At 63.4% G+C, this 13,998-nt stretch carries 11 protein-coding genes; 6 read left to right on the top strand and 5 right to left on the bottom strand.

The genetic code is table 11. From position 1 onward, the window contains the following. Nucleotides 1-21: 21 nt before the first annotated feature. Genes rfbD through rfbB form a run of 4 tightly spaced genes read right to left on the bottom strand, consistent with a single transcriptional unit; the run spans nucleotide 22 to nucleotide 3,375 of the window. Nucleotides 22-882, bottom strand: a complete 861-nt coding sequence (gene rfbD / locus ACKLLE_RS19580; protein WP_420058806.1) for a dTDP-4-dehydrorhamnose reductase — start codon at nucleotides 880-882, stop codon at nucleotides 22-24. Further along, nucleotides 879-1,424, bottom strand: coding sequence for a dTDP-4-dehydrorhamnose 3,5-epimerase (gene rfbC, locus ACKLLE_RS19575; protein WP_009396018.1), 546 nt, complete (start codon nucleotides 1,422-1,424; stop codon nucleotides 879-881). Before rfbC ends, rfbD begins: the two co-directional genes overlap by 4 nt. Beyond that, nucleotides 1,421-2,296 carry a glucose-1-phosphate thymidylyltransferase RfbA gene (gene rfbA, locus ACKLLE_RS19570; protein ID WP_420058805.1) on the bottom strand — a complete coding sequence of 292 codons (876 nt, stop codon included), beginning with the start codon at nucleotides 2,294-2,296 and terminating at the stop codon, nucleotides 1,421-1,423. The genes rfbC and rfbA overlap by 4 nt, the downstream gene beginning before the upstream one ends. Continuing rightward, entirely contained in the window at nucleotides 2,293-3,375 is a 1,083-nt protein-coding gene (gene rfbB, locus ACKLLE_RS19565) for a dTDP-glucose 4,6-dehydratase (protein ID WP_420058804.1), read from the bottom strand. The genes rfbA and rfbB overlap by 4 nt, the downstream gene beginning before the upstream one ends. Before the next feature lie 213 nt (nucleotides 3,376-3,588). On the opposite strand from rfbB, the gene ACKLLE_RS19560 reads away from it, so the two are divergent. The 4 genes from ACKLLE_RS19560 to ACKLLE_RS19545 all read left to right on the top strand — a co-directional run bounded on the left by ACKLLE_RS19560 (nucleotide 3,589) and on the right by ACKLLE_RS19545 (nucleotide 9,809). Next, entirely contained in the window at nucleotides 3,589-6,489 is a 2,901-nt protein-coding gene (locus ACKLLE_RS19560; RefSeq protein ID WP_420058803.1) for an aminotransferase, read from the top strand. A 141-nt stretch (nucleotides 6,490-6,630) separates the two neighbouring features. Beyond that, entirely contained in the window at nucleotides 6,631-7,740 is a 1,110-nt protein-coding gene (gene aguA, locus ACKLLE_RS19555) for an agmatine deiminase (protein WP_420058802.1), read from the top strand. 197 nt (nucleotides 7,741-7,937) lie between these two features. Next, nucleotides 7,938-8,138, top strand: coding sequence for a hypothetical protein (locus ACKLLE_RS19550; protein ID WP_037059064.1), 201 nt, complete (start codon nucleotides 7,938-7,940; stop codon nucleotides 8,136-8,138). A 390-nt stretch (nucleotides 8,139-8,528) separates the two neighbouring features. Next, nucleotides 8,529-9,809 carry an OprD family porin gene (locus ACKLLE_RS19545; RefSeq protein ID WP_420058801.1) on the top strand — a complete coding sequence of 427 codons (1,281 nt, stop codon included), beginning with the start codon at nucleotides 8,529-8,531 and terminating at the stop codon, nucleotides 9,807-9,809. A 230-nt stretch (nucleotides 9,810-10,039) separates the two neighbouring features. Here ACKLLE_RS19545 and feaR read toward each other — a convergent pair whose 3' ends face one another. Next, the gene (gene feaR, locus ACKLLE_RS19540; protein WP_420058800.1) at nucleotides 10,040-10,978 is read right to left on the bottom strand and encodes a transcriptional regulator FeaR; all 939 of its coding nucleotides are present in this window, start codon (nucleotides 10,976-10,978) and stop codon (nucleotides 10,040-10,042) included. Between the two features lie 227 nt (nucleotides 10,979-11,205). Here feaR and ACKLLE_RS19535 point away from each other — a divergent pair, with 227 nt between their 5' ends. Both ACKLLE_RS19535 and ACKLLE_RS19530 read left to right on the top strand, forming a co-directional pair. Further along, complete coding sequence (locus tag ACKLLE_RS19535) at nucleotides 11,206-12,621, top strand: APC family permease (RefSeq protein ID WP_420058798.1); 1,416 nt, start codon at nucleotides 11,206-11,208, stop codon at nucleotides 12,619-12,621. A 33-nt stretch (nucleotides 12,622-12,654) separates the two neighbouring features. After that, nucleotides 12,655-13,956: an NAD(P)/FAD-dependent oxidoreductase gene (locus tag ACKLLE_RS19530; RefSeq protein ID WP_420058797.1), complete on the top strand. Its 1,302-nt coding sequence runs from the start codon at nucleotides 12,655-12,657 to the stop codon at nucleotides 13,954-13,956. Nucleotides 13,957-13,998: the final 42 nt, after the last annotated feature.

Raw genomic sequence — 13,998 nt, 5'->3', positions numbered from 1 at the left:
AAGGATCTGGCGCATTATGCGCTACTTCAGGCAGTCGATCAGCGCCTGGTGCCAGTCGGGCTGGCTGACGTTCCACTCACGTTGCAGGCGGCTGCAATCCAGGCGCGAGTTCAACGGCCTGCGGGCGGGCGTCGGGTACTCGCTGGACGGGATCGGCACCAGGTTGGCACAGGGCCTGCCCTGGGCCTTGAGCTGTTCGCCGATGGCCTGGGCGAAGCCGAACCACGAGGTTTCACCCTGCGCGGTCAGGTGGTACAGGCCCCAGGCACCGGCCTGGCCGGCCTGCCAGCGCTGGATGAGCTGGCGGGTGCTTGCGGCGATGGTTCCGGCCCAGGTCGGCGCGCCGATCTGGTCGGCGACCACGCGCAGTTCCGGCTTCTCTTGCAGCAGGCGCTGCATGGTCAGCAGGAAGTTGCGCCCATGGGTCGAGTAGACCCAACTGGTGCGCAGGATCAGGTGCTGCCCGCCGACCGCAGCAATCGCCTGTTCGCCCGCCAGTTTGCTCTGGCCATAGACGCCCAGCGGATTGGTCGCATCGTCCTCGGTGTAGCGGCCTTGCTTGCTGCCGTCGAAGACATAGTCGGTGGAGTAGTGGATCAGCGGCACGCCCAGGCGCGCGGCTTCTTCGGCGAAGATGCCCGGGGCCCTGGCATTGATGGCGAAGGCCGCTTGCGGCTCGCTCTCGGCCTGGTCCACCGCCGTGTGTGCGGCCGCGTTGATGATCAGGTCGGGGCCGATGGCGCGGACCTTTTCGGCAATGCGCTCGGGATAGGCCAGGTCGAGCTGGTCGCGGCCGAGCACGTGCAGTTCGCCGAGGTCGCCCAGCGCCTGTTGCAGTGCCTGGGCGAGCTGGCCGTTGCGACCGCTGATAAGGATCCTCATGGGAACAGGTCCGCTTCTTCCAGCAGCTTGCCATTCTGGTCCTTGGCCGAGAGCAGCGGCGCGCCCTCGATCTGCCAGTCGATGGCCAGGGTCGGATCGTCCCAGCGCACGCAGCGCTCGGCTTCGGGGTTGTAGTAGTCGGTGGTTTTGTAGAGGAACTCCGCAACGTCGCTGAGCACCACGAAACCGTGGCCGAATCCTGGCGGAATCCATAGCTGTCGGTTGTTCTGCGCTGAAAGGCGAATACTGGTCCAGCGGCCAAAATTCGGTGAGCTGCGGCGCAGGTCCACGGCCACATCAAGCACCTCGCCCGCCGTGACCCGCACCACTTTGCCTTGCGCATTTTCAATCTGGTAATGCAAACCACGCAGCACGCCTTTTTGCGAGCGCGAGTGATTGTCCTGGACGAAATGAGCGCTGACTCCGGTCTGTGCAGCGAACTCCCGCTCATTAAAGCTTTCGTAGAAAAAACCTCGGGCATCACCGAAAACCTTCGGTTCGATGATCAGAACTTCTGGCAGCGTACTGGTGGTGACTTTCATCGTGTCTTGCTCATCAATCCAAGCAGATATTGACCATAGCCGGTCTTGCTCAAGGCTTCTGCCCGGGCGGACAGTTGCTCTGAGCTGATCCAGCCATGCTGGAAGGCGATCTCTTCCAGGCAAGCTACTTTCAGGCCTTGGCGATGTTCAATGGTCTGCACGTACTGCGAGGCTTCCAGCAGGCTGTCGTGGGTGCCGGTGTCAAGCCAGGCAAAGCCACGGCCGAGACGCTCGACACGCAGGTCGCCGCGCTTCAGATAGGCATTGTTGACGTCGGTGATTTCCAGCTCGCCGCGTGGCGAAGGCTTGACCGCCTTGGCGATGTCGACCACGTCGTTGTCGTAGAAATACAGCCCGGTGACCGCATAACTGGACTTTGGCTGCTTGGGCTTTTCTTCGATCGACAGGGCACGGCCTTCGGCGTCGTATTCCACCACGCCGAAACGCTCTGGATCCTTGACCCAGTAACCGAAAACGGTAGCACCGTTGGCATGGCTGGCCGCCTTCAGCAGTTGGGTGGTGAAGCCCTGGCCGTGGAAAATGTTGTCGCCCAGCACGAGGCAAACCGAGTCGCTGCCGATAAATTCTTCACCGATCAGGAAGGCCTGGGCGAGGCCGTCCGGAGACGGCTGTTCGGCATAACTGATCTCGATACCGAACTGGCTACCGTCACCCAGCAATTGGCGGTACTGCGGCAGGTCCTGCGGAGTGGAAATCAGCAGGATCTCGCGGATGCCGGCGAGCATCAGTACCGAGATCGGGTAGTAGATCATCGGTTTGTCGTAGATCGGCAGCAGTTGCTTGGAAACGCCGAGGGTAATGGGGTGCAGGCGGGTGCCGGAGCCGCCCGCCAGGACGATACCTTTGGTCATGCAATCAAATCCTTGAAGTCGGTGGTGCCCATGCGTTGTCCCTGGTAGCTGCCGTCCTGAACATGGCGGCACCATTCCAGGTTATCCAGGTACCACTGGACGGTCTTGCGCAGGCCGGTCTCGAAGGTTTCTTCGGGAACCCAGCCCAGCTCGCGTTCGATCTTGCTGGCGTCGATCGCGTAGCGCTGGTCGTGGCCGGGACGGTCCTGAACATAGGTGATCAGGTCGGCGTAGCTGGCCACGCCCTGCGGACGCTGTGGCGCCAATTCTTCGAGCAGGGCGCAGATGCCGCGCACCACGTCGATGTTCTTTTGTTCGTTGTGTCCGCCGATGTTGTAGGTCTCGCCGACGGCACCCTCGGTGACCACCTTGAACAGGGCGCGGGCGTGATCCTCGACGAACAGCCAGTCGCGTACCTGCAGGCCATTGCCATAGACCGGCAGCGGCTTGCCCGCCAGGGCATTGAGGATGACCAGCGGAATGAGCTTTTCCGGGAAGTGGAACGGCCCGTAGTTGTTCGAGCAATTGGTCAGCAGGACCGGCAGGCCATAGGTGCGGTGCCAGGCGCGGACCAGATGATCGGACGCGGCCTTGCTCGCCGAATACGGTGAGCTTGGCGCGTAGGGTGTGGTCTCGGTGAACAGGTCGTCGACGCCGTGCAGGTCGCCATAGACCTCATCGGTGGAGATGTGGTGGAAACGGAAGGCTTCGCGTTCGCCGGCCGGCAGTTTCGACCAGTAGCTACGAGCGGCCTCCAGCAGGCTGTAGGTGCCGACGATGTTGGTCTGGATGAAGTCCGAGGGGCCGTCGATGGAACGGTCGACGTGCGACTCGGCCGCCAGGTGCATGATCGCATGGGGCTGGAAGCGCTCCAGGACCGCGCTGACCTTCGCCTGATCGACGATATCCGCCTGGACGAATTCGTAGCGGGTATTGGTGGCGATGCTGGTCAACGACTCCAGGTTGCCTGCGTAGGTCAACTTGTCCAGGTTGAGCACTTCGTGGTCGGTGTTGTTGATCAGGTGGCGCACCAGTGCCGAACCAATGAAACCGGCTCCACCGGTGATGAGAATTCGCATGTCGGGCTGCCTTTCTTCCATAACTGACATTGAGCAAAAAGGTGCATAGCTTGTGTGTAGGCACCGATCCGTGCAAGCACATTGCGCTGGATAACCGCTTTGTCGCGTTTTATTCAACGAAGGGCGCTAAATTGTGCGGAATTTTAACCACCCCCCTTGCGTAATGTCAGTGCAAATGGCGATATAAGCCGCAAAAAAACCGAGGTCTCCGCCATGCCCCTCAGCACGCTCGTCCAACGCGCCAGCCAACCTTGCCCGACCCTCAGCGAACGCCAGGCCCGCGCCTTGCTCAACCAGCACTATGGGCTGGACGGTGGGTTGCAGGCGCTGGGCAGCCAGCAGGACCTGAACTTCCGGGTCGATAGCGACCAGGGGCGCTTTGTGCTCAAGGTTTGCCACGGCGAATACTCGACGCAGGAGCTGGAGGCCCAGCACGCGGCCCTGGGCTACCTGCGCGAGCGTGGCGTGCCGGTGCCCGGGGTGCGTGCTGCGGTGTCCGGCGAGCAGTTGTTGTCGCTGGATATCGACGGCCAGAAGGTGCGTGCCCGGTTGCTGGACTACATCGACGGCCAGACCCTCACCCGCCTCAAGCACATCGACCCGCGCCTGGTCGCAGAACTGGGCGCGCTGTGCGCCCGTGTCGGCCAGGCCCTGGCCGGTTTCAGCCACCCAGGGCTGGATCGCACCCTGCAATGGGACCCACGGCATGCCCAGGCTCTGGTCGGTCACCTGTTGCCGGTACTGGCCGAGGGGCCGCGCAAGGCGCGCCTGCAGGCCGCGTCGGCCCGGGCGCACGAGGTGCTGGCGCAGGTCCGGGACGACTTGCCGGCGCAGGCCGTGCACCTGGATATCACCGACGACAATGTGGTCTGGCAGCGTGATGCCGAGCGGCAGTGGCAACTGCAAGGCGTGATCGACTTCGGCGATCTGCTGCATACCTGGCGCATCGCCGACCTGTCGGTGACCTGCGCGGCGCTGCTGCATCATGCCGAGGGCGACCCGCTGCGCATCCTTCCGGCGGTGGCCGCCTATCACGCCATCAATCCATTGACCGAGGCCGAACTCAAGGCGCTTTGGCCGCTGGTGGTCGCCCGTGCCGCCGTGCTGGTACTAAGCAGCGAGCAGCAACTGGGCGTGGAGCCGGGCAATGCTTATATCCGCGACAACCTGGTCCATGAGTGGGAAATCTTCGACGTCGCCGACAGCGTACCCTTCGAGCTGATGGAGGCGGCGATCCTGCAGAGCGTGGGCCTGGAGCCGGTGGGGCTCGACCTGGATGGCTGCACGCCGCTGCTGCCTGGCCTGGTCGGCCAGGCGGTGACTCGCCTCGACCTTGGCGTGCTCAGCGAGCACTACAGCGCCGGCAACTGGGAAACACCGGGTATCGACCGGCAACTGCTGCTGCAACAGCCGGCACCGGCCTCGTCGTTGTATGGCCAGTACCGCTTGTCCCGTACCCATATCGACGACCCGCGCGAGCCGGAAACCTTCGCCTTGCAGGTGGAGTTGCTCCTGGAGCCGGGTGCCGAGGTGCGGGCCCCGTTCGCCGGGACCTGGCAGGTCGGCGGGCCGAATGCCGGCTGCCTGCAAGGCGCGCAGGCCGGCTTGTGGCTGTGGGGCTGTGGCAATGGGCTGAGCGATGGGCAGGTGGTCGAAGCCGGCCAGCCGCTGGGCCAGGTCGAAGGTACGCTCACCGTGCAGCTGTGCCGGGTTCCCGGCCTGCGTCCGCCGGCGTTTGTCGTGCCGTCCCGGGCCAGCGCCTGGCGGACTGTCTGCCCCTCGCCGGCGGCGCTGCTCGGCTTCGATTGCGATGCCCCGTCACCTGGCGATCCGCAGGCCCTGCTGGCGCGCCGCGACGCCAGCTTCGCCCGCTCGCAGAAGCATTATTACCAGCAGCCACCGCAGATCGAGCGCGGCTGGCGCAACTACCTGATCGACCTGCAGGGCCGGTCTTACCTGGACATGCTCAATAACGTCGCGGTACTTGGCCACGGGCATCCGCGCATGGTCAGCGAGGCGGCCCGGCAATGGTCGCTGCTCAATACCAACTCGCGCTTCCACTACGCAGCCATCGCCGAGTTCTCCGAGCGCTTGCTGGCCCTGGCGCCCAAGGGCATGGACCGGGTGTTCCTGGTCAACAGCGGCACCGAAGCCAACGACCTGGCGATCCGCCTGGCCTGGGCCGCCAGCGGCGGGCGCGACATGCTCAGTGTGCTCGAGGCGTACCACGGCTGGTCGGTGGCTACCGATGCCATCTCGACGTCCATCGCCGACAACCCGCAGGCCCTCACCACCCGGCCGCAGTGGGTGCACCCGGTCACCGCGCCGAACACCTACCGTGGCAAGTACCGAGGCAGCGACAGCACCGCCGACTATGTGCGCGACGTCGAGGCGACCCTGGCCGAAGTGGACGCCACCGGCCGCCAGCTGGCCGGCTTCATCTGCGAGCCGGTGTATGGCAATGCGGGCGGGATCGCGCTGCCGCCGGGCTACCTGCAACAGGTCTATGCCCGGGTGCGCGAGCGCGGCGGGGTATGCATCGCCGACGAAGTGCAGGTCGGCTACGGGCGCATGGGCGAGTATTTCTGGGGCTTCGAGGAGCAGGGCGTGGTGCCGGACATCATCACCATGGCCAAGGGCATGGGCAACGGTCATCCGCTGGGTGCGGTGATCACCACCCGGGCCATCGCCGAAGCACTGGAAGCCGAGGGCTACTTCTTCTCCTCCGCCGGCGGCAGCCCGGTGAGCTGCCGCATCGGCATGGCAGTGCTGGATGTGATGGCCGAGGAGGGGCTGTGGGAAAACGCCCGTGACGTGGGCGGATACTTCAAGGCGCGGCTGCAGCAACTGGTCGATGAATATCCGCTGGCTGGCGCAGTGCATGGTTCCGGTTTCTATCTCGGCCTGGAACTGGTACGCAGCCGCGACACCCTGGAGCCGGCAACCGAGGAGACCATGACCCTGTGCAATCGCCTGCGTGACCTGGGGATCTTCATGCAGCCCACTGGGGATTACCTGAATATCCTCAAGATCAAGCCGCCGATGTGCACCACTCGTCAAAGCGTCGACTTCTTCGTGGACAGCATTGCCCGGGTGTTGTCAGAAGACCTCTAGAGCGTGAATCGCAGCCGGTTAAGCCGATTCTTATCGGTTTAACCGGCTTTTTTATGTGTGTGGATTTTGTTTCATGGCTTTCATTATCGATATTTATCGGATATAAATTCGCTCACTCGATCATCCACCCAGGTGCGCCCCATGAAGACCTTGACCTCTACCCCCCGTGACGATGGCTTCCATATGCCTGCCGAATGGGCACCGCAAACCCAGGTCTGGATGATCTGGCCAGAGCGTCCGGATAACTGGCGCCTGGGCGGCAAGCCGGCCCAGGCTGCCCACGCTGCCGTGGCCAAGGCCATCGCCCGCTTCGAGCCGGTGACCGTCGGCGTGTCCGCTGCGCAGTACGAGAATGCCGTGTCGCGCCTGGGCGACGAGCCGAATATTCGTGTGGTCGAACTGAGCAACGACGACGCCTGGGTGCGTGACACCGGCCCCACCTTCGTTATCAACGACAGCGGCGAAGTGCGTGGCGTGGACTGGGGCTTCAACGCCTGGGGCGGCTTCAACGGCGGCCTCTATGCGCCCTGGAACCGCGACGAGCAGGTCGCCGGCAAGATCATGGGGCTGGAGCGCACCGCGCGGTATGTCACCGAGGGCTTCGTGCTCGAAGGCGGCTCGATCCACGTCGATGGCGAAGGCACCTTGATCACTACCGAGGAATGCCTGCTCAATGCCAACCGCAACCCGCACCTGAACCGCGAGCAGATCGAAACCATCCTGCGCGACAACCTCGCGGTGGACACCATCGTCTGGCTGCCGGACGGTCTGTACAACGATGAAACCGACGGCCACGTCGATAACTTCTGCTGTTACGTCAGCCCGGGCGAAGTGTTACTGGCCTGGACCGATGATTCCAATGACCCCAACTACAGCCGTTGCCGTGCGGCCATGGCGGTGCTGGAAAGCCAGCGCGATGCCAAGGGGCGTTCGTTCGTGGTGCACAAGATGCCTATTCCGGGGCCGATGTACGCCACCCAGGACGAGTGCGATGGCGTAGACATGGTTGCGGGTAGCCAGGAGCGCAGCCCGTCCTCGCGGCTGGCCGGTTCCTACGTGAACTTCCTGATCGTCAATGGCGGCATCATTGCCCCGAGTTTCGACGACCCGGCCGATGCCGAGGCCCGGACGATCCTGGCGCGCCTGTTCCCGGAACACGAGGTCGTCATGGTGCCTGGCCGTGAGCTGCTGCTGGGCGGTGGCAACATCCACTGCCTGACCCAGCAACAGCCGGCGCCGGCACGTCGCTGATTCGACGTTAGAAAAAACCCGTCTTACGACGGGTTTTTTTATGCCTGGGCGACAGGCGGCTTTGGTGCGTGGCATAGCTTTTGTATTAATTCGAAAGCTGGAAAGCGGTAACAAGATGGACGGCCCGTGGTATCCCACGGATTTGTCATAAATCTTGAGTAGTTTGCTCAACTCACGCTCTGGGGAGTACGTGTGAAATGAATACTGCACGTGAGTTGGCTTCGCACCCGACAGTCATGAACCATGAAGCGCTCCAGGTACTTGCGCAGTGGTTGAAACACAATGGACCAATCCGGGTCAGGAAGACCGATCCACGGCGGCTGCTGGCGGAGCGTTATCCCGCCGGCCTGATCAGCGAAGCGGAGCTCGATGCGCTGGCGGGTATCTGGCACGGCTGAAGGGCGCGGTTTGCAGCAGGAAGAAAGGGCGATGCCGGGGAGGCATCGCCCTTTTTCATGGGCGTCCTGAGTCAATCCGCAACGGCGATTTCTGACGGACCCTGTGGCGAATTCCGCGTCTGTTATCACGGAATTTCCGAGAAAAACGGCGGAAAACATGAATTTTGTCATCAGCTCTTCACGAACTTTTGACATGGCATTCCGCCCGCGGCTAGGATTCGGCCCCTGCGCCTGCAGGCCGTTCGGCCAAGACACTAATAATAAAAGGCCCGCTGCGATCACTCGCATGCGGGCCTTTCATTTTCAGTCCGTGAGCGTCAACCCACGCAGGGGGCGTGGTTCTGGCGTTTGGCTGCAGTGCGTACCAAATCACGTAATAAGGAAAACAAGATGTTGAAAACCCGGATCAGTCTGCTCGCACTGGGGCTCATGGCCGCTACCCAAGCAATGGCCAACGACCAGGAAGCTTCCAAGGGCTTCGTCGAAGACAGCAGCGCCACCCTGCTGCTGCGCAATGCCTACATGAACCGTGACAAGAAGCACGGCAGCCCTGACCAAATGCAGTGGGGCCAAGGCTTCATCGGCAAGTTCTCCTCCGGCTTCACCCAGGGCACCGTCGGTGTTGGCGTTGATGCCTTCGGCCTGTACGCCGTGCGCCTGGACGGCGGTAGCGGTCACAACAGCGGCGGCGGTATCGACTTCTTCAAGCGTGGCGACAGCGGCAACGCCCAGCACGACATCGCCCGTGGCGGCGCAGCGGTCAAGTTCCGCGTGTCCAACACCGTGCTGAAGTACGGCGACCAGATGCCATCGCTGCCGGTCCTGCAATACGACGATGCCCGTCTGCTGCCAGAGAGCTACACCGGTACCTCGATCAACTCCAAGGAAATCGAAGGCCTGGAGCTGAACGCCGGTCGCTATACCCGCGAAGCGCGCAAGTCCACCGAGCAGCGTGACAGCGGCCTGAAGTCGATCAACGTGTTCGGCGGTAGCTACAAGTTCCTGCCGAACCTGACCGCCTCGCTGTACACCTCCGATGTCGAAGACGTGCTGAAGAAGCACTACCTGGGCCTGAACTACGTTCACGCCATCGCCAAGGACCAGTCGCTGACCCTGGACTTCAACGGCTACAAGTCGGACATCGACAAGAAGTACGTGCAGAAGGCCGGCCTGACCGGTGACGACAACACCATCTGGAGCCTGGCGGCCACCTACGCCTTCGGCCCTCACTCGGTGACCCTGGCGCACCAGCGCAGCACCGGCAGCACCGGCTACCAGTACGGCTGGTACCAGAATGGCGGCGGCGTGGGTGATGGTGGTTCGACCATCTACCTGGCCAACTCCTACTGGTCCGACTTCAACGCCGAAGACGAGCGTTCCTGGCAGATCGCCTACGGCTTCGACTTCAGCGCCGTCGGCGTACCGGGCCTGACCTACAACATCGCCTACGTGCGTGGTGACAACATCAACACCCACGGCTTCGGCGAAGGCACCGAGCGCGAGATCTTCAACCAGGTCAAATACGTAGTACAGGAAGGCCCTGCCAAGGACCTGAGCGTGAAACTGCGTGGTTCCTGGCTGCGGACTTCGGACAACGTCCGCGTCAACGGCTACAACGACGACGGCAACGAAGTCCGTATCTTCGTCGAGTACCCGATCAGCATCTTCTGATTCTGGTTTTTGGGTAGGAAAGGGGCCGCTGATGCGGCCCCTTTTTTGTTTTGGACAGAGAGATTTACGTTGTCTGGAAGGGCCTGATCGCTGGCAAGCCAGCTCCCACAGGGTGGCGTGCACCGCTGGACCTGTGGGAGCTGCGTTTCGGCGCCCCGACTTGCCAGCGATTAGGCCAACAAGAGCTCATCCAGTCCTTCGGTGGATAACTGGCTGTCACTGGATGCCGACTACCCCCGCCGCCCCCGATACTCACTCGGCGACACCCCGAACGCACTTTTGAACGCTCGGGAAAAGTGACTCAGGTCCTTGAATCCCCAACTCAGCGCGATATGGGTGATCTTCACCTCGCTCTGCAGGATCGCCTGCGCGCAGCGGCTCAGCCGCCGTTCGAGGATGTAGCGGCCGACGCTGGTCTCGTGCTGGGCGAATAGCCGGTGAAGATTGCGCACCGAGGTTCCCGCCGCCGTGGCGATGCGTTCCGGGCTGAGGCTTTCATCGGCCAGGTGCCGTTCGATCACGGCCTTGGCCTTGGTCATCAATGCCGGTGGCGGTGCAATGAGCGGCGCGTCCTGGCGCGGCGCCAGCACCGGACGCAGCAGGGCTAGGATGGCGTCCAGCACCGCTTCCGCCTCGGTGCTGGCCAGGTCGCGGTTGTCCATCAGTTGGCTCATCAGCATCGCGCTCATGCCACCGATTGCCGACCTGGCGTCGATGCGCTGGTTCAGGCGCAGGCGTGATTCCCTGAAGCGCTGCAATACCTCGGCGCGCGGCAGGATCACCGAGACCTGGTCGCTCAGCCCGCGAAAGTAGAAGTCGCTGGGGCGCGCCACGTCCAGCAGCACCAGGTCGCCACGGCCCAGGCGGGTTTCCTGGTCGCAGTGACGGATCAGTGCTTCGCCGCTCAGTTGCATCACCAGGTAGAAGAAGTCCTTGTCGTCGCCGCGGATATCTCGCAGCGAGCGGTGCACGTGGGAGCAGTTGCTGGTGATGCGCGCACCTTCGATGTGGCTGCGCTGGCTGTCCAGCGCTGTCACCGCACCGCGGAAGCGGTTGATGGGGGCCGCGGGCGGTTCGACATGGAAGGTCCCGCAGCTGCTGGCAAGATCACCGTGCCAGACCTCGAAACCCTCGCGCCCCTGGAACAGATTGGCGTGCTGCAGATTCATGCTTCACCTCGGGCCGGCTGGAACCGGTGTTTTTCTTGTGGTGCGCCGTCCGGGCTGGCGCCGAAGCTTTTTCACATTTACTAACATGTTAATTGTTTTGGCAAGCCGGCTGCCGCGCGCCACGACCGCTGGCACGGCAAGCCAAGCGTCTGGCGCTGTGAGCAGTGGTGGCAACGCGGCGAAGGGCCTTTAATCGGGGCTCATCTTCCGTCACTGCGTAATCGGTCATGAATAACAACAACAGCCAGCATTTGCAGCAAACCTTGCGCTGGACCGACGCCTTCGCCCTGTCGATGGCGGTGTCCGGCTCCATTTTCGCGTCCTTCGGCTTCGCCCTCGGCGTTCTTGGCCCGCTGGGCGCCCTGGCGCTGTGGGTCGGTTCGGCAGCCATCGGCGCCTGCCAGAACTGGATCTTCCTCGAAGTCACGGCGATGTTCCCGGACAAACCCGGCGGCATCGCCATGATCGCCACCGAAGGCTGGCGCCGGCGCTGCACCCTGGTCGGCCCGCTGGCCTCTTTCGGCTACTGGCTGGGCTGGTCGGCGGTGCTGTCGATCGTCAGCGTCAGTGCCGGTGCGCTGATCCAGGCGCAGTGGTTCGCCAGCCAGACCTGGAGCTACAGCTTCGGCCCGCTCAGTGTCGGCCTGGCGCAACTGATCGGTGCCGGCCTGCTGCTGGTGTTCTGGCAGTTCAACCGCCTCGGCGTACATATGGCGGCGTCGGTGTCCAGGTACATGGGCGCGCTGTTGCTGGTGCCGATCCTGGTGCTGGCGGTGTCGCCGGTATTCGGCGACGGCTGGAGCTTCGAGCGTTTCCGCCACGCGCTGGACGAGCCGCTGATGCTGGACTGGGGTTTCTGGCGCACTGCGCTGGTCTGGCTGTTCCTGGTCAGCTGGAGCGCCTACGGCACCGAGATGTGCGCGGCCTTCGGCCCCGAGTATCGCAGCCAGCGCGATATGCGCCTGGCCCTGCTGACCTCCGGCACCTATACCGTGCTGGTGTTCGCCGCCGTCGCTTTCGGCCTCGGCGGGCTGGTGGACCGGGAAACCGCCCTGGCCAACCCCAGCGGTTTCTACATCGATGCCTTCAATGCCGTGGTCGGCAGCGGCTTCAGCGACTTCTTCATCGTCGCCCTGCTGGTCGGCCTGTTCATGGGCCTCAATGCGGCCCTGGCCGACGGCTCCCGCGCCCTCTACGGCATGGCCCTGGAAGGCCTGACCATCCGTCAGCTCGGTACCCTCAACAAGCACCAGGTGCCGGGGCGCTGCATGAGCGTGGCGGTGGTGCTCAACCTGGCGATGATCTTCCTGCTGTCGTCACCGCTGGCCATGCTGGTCACGGCCAATATCGGCTACCTGGTGGCGATCTTCTTTGCGCTTTCCGGCTTCATCCTGCTGCGCCACGACGCTCCGGACCTGCCGCGGCCCGTGCGCCTGGGCCGTGGCTGGATCCCGCTGGCCTGGGTGCTCAGCCTGTTCACCGGCGTCGTGGTGGTGGTCGGCACCGCCTCCGCCGAGCTGGCCGGCTATGGCGGGCTCAAGGAAGTGGCCACCGGCATCGGTGTGCTGCTGCTCTCGCTGGTGCTCTACGCCATTCGCCGCCTGCAGGATCGCCAGGCCGGCCAGGGTGCGATGTCCCGATAACCCTTTGCTGCATGACAAGAACAAGGTGAACCCATGCTGTCCGTCGAAACTCCTACCACCTACTACACCGCAACCCGCAAATACGACCTGAAGTTTCCCGATCTGGAGGAGGATCTGGACGCCGAAGTGGTAGTGATCGGCGGCGGCTTTTCCGGGATCAACACCGCCCTGGAACTGGCCGAGCGGGGCGTCACCGATATCGTCGTGCTGGAGGCGCGTTACCTGGGCTTCGGCGGCTCGGGGCGCAACGGCGGACACATCATGGCCGGCATCGGCCACGATCTGGAGAAGATCCGCAAGAGCGTCGGCGACGAGGGCTTGCAGGCGGTGTTCGAGATCAGCGACCTGGGGTCGAGCATTATCCAGTCACGCATTGCCAAGTACGGCATCGACGCCGACTTCCGTCACGGCTACGGCTATCTCGGCTTCAACAAGCGTCAGGGGAAGCTGTTGCAAGCCTGGGAAAAGGAGTTCAAGCAACTCAGCCCCAACCATGAAATTGCCTACCTGGAAGGCAGCGAAGTGCGCAGCATCGTCGGCTCGGACGCCTACACCTGTGCCCTGAAGCACATGGGCAACGGCCACCTGCATTCGCTGAACATGCTGCTGGGCTCGGCCAAGGCGCTGGTGGGGCTGGGTGGACGGATCTACGAGAACACCCCGGTGCTTGAGGTCACCTACGGCGACAGCATCCATATCCGTACGGCCAAGGGCTCGGTTCGGGCAAGGAAGATCCTCTGGTCCTGCGGCGCCTTCCTCGATCGCCTGGAGCCGGAGCTGCACAAAAGCATGATCAACACCTATGCCTTCCAGTTGGTCACCGAGCCGCTGCCGGAGGCACTGATCCAGCAGATCAGCCCGATCCGCGGGGCGTTCAGCGATATCCGGCCGGTCATCGAGTATTACCGCGTAACCAACGAGAACCGCCTGCTGTTCGGCTCGGCCACGCGGTTGCTGGAGTACATCCCCAACGACCTCAAGGAGTGGAACCGACAGTTGATGCTCAAGGTGTTCCCCTACCTGGAACCGGTCCGCATCGACCTGGCCTGGGGCGGGCCGATGGAGTGCACGGCCAACCTGTTTCCGCAGATCGGCACCCTGCCCGGACGCCCCAACGCCTACTTCGTCCAGGGCTACTCGGGCTTCGGCGTGACCCCGAGCCATGTCATCAGCCAGGTGGTGGCAGACGGCATGACCAGCGGCTCGCGGCATTGGGACGTGATGCGTGCGATCCCGCGTACGCGTATTCCCGGCAAGGACAGCCTGCGCAACCTGATCTGCACCTTTGGCAAGGTCAGCCACCAGCTCGCCGGCTACCGCAACGGCCGTCGCTGACCGCCGACGTTTTCTTCCGACCGCTCCCACAAGGGAGCCCCC

It is taken from the genome of Pseudomonas bharatica (assembly GCF_048586865.1).
Classification (GTDB): Bacteria; Pseudomonadota; Gammaproteobacteria; order Pseudomonadales; family Pseudomonadaceae; genus Aquipseudomonas; species Aquipseudomonas bharatica.
This window is presented reverse-complemented; position numbering and strand designations above follow the sequence as displayed.

Bases quoted from the DNA above. Each gene is read 5' to 3' on its own strand.
- rfbD (WP_420058806.1), bottom strand. From the start codon at position 882: ATGAGGATCCTTATCAGCGGTCGCAACGGCCAGCTCGCCCAGGCACTG.
- rfbC (WP_009396018.1), bottom strand. From the start codon at position 1,424: ATGAAAGTCACCACCAGTACGCTGCCAGAAGTTCTGATCATCGAACCG.
- rfbA (WP_420058805.1), bottom strand. From the start codon at position 2,296: ATGACCAAAGGTATCGTCCTGGCGGGCGGCTCCGGCACCCGCCTGCAC.
- rfbB (WP_420058804.1), bottom strand. From the start codon at position 3,375: ATGCGAATTCTCATCACCGGTGGAGCCGGTTTCATTGGTTCGGCACTG.
- ACKLLE_RS19560 (WP_420058803.1), top strand. From the start codon at position 3,589: ATGCCCCTCAGCACGCTCGTCCAACGCGCCAGCCAACCTTGCCCGACC.
- aguA (WP_420058802.1), top strand. From the start codon at position 6,631: ATGAAGACCTTGACCTCTACCCCCCGTGACGATGGCTTCCATATGCCT.
- ACKLLE_RS19550 (WP_037059064.1), top strand. From the start codon at position 7,938: ATGAATACTGCACGTGAGTTGGCTTCGCACCCGACAGTCATGAACCAT.
- ACKLLE_RS19545 (WP_420058801.1), top strand. From the start codon at position 8,529: ATGTTGAAAACCCGGATCAGTCTGCTCGCACTGGGGCTCATGGCCGCT.
- feaR (WP_420058800.1), bottom strand. From the start codon at position 10,978: ATGAATCTGCAGCACGCCAATCTGTTCCAGGGGCGCGAGGGTTTCGAG.
- ACKLLE_RS19535 (WP_420058798.1), top strand. From the start codon at position 11,206: ATGAATAACAACAACAGCCAGCATTTGCAGCAAACCTTGCGCTGGACC.
- ACKLLE_RS19530 (WP_420058797.1), top strand. From the start codon at position 12,655: ATGCTGTCCGTCGAAACTCCTACCACCTACTACACCGCAACCCGCAAA.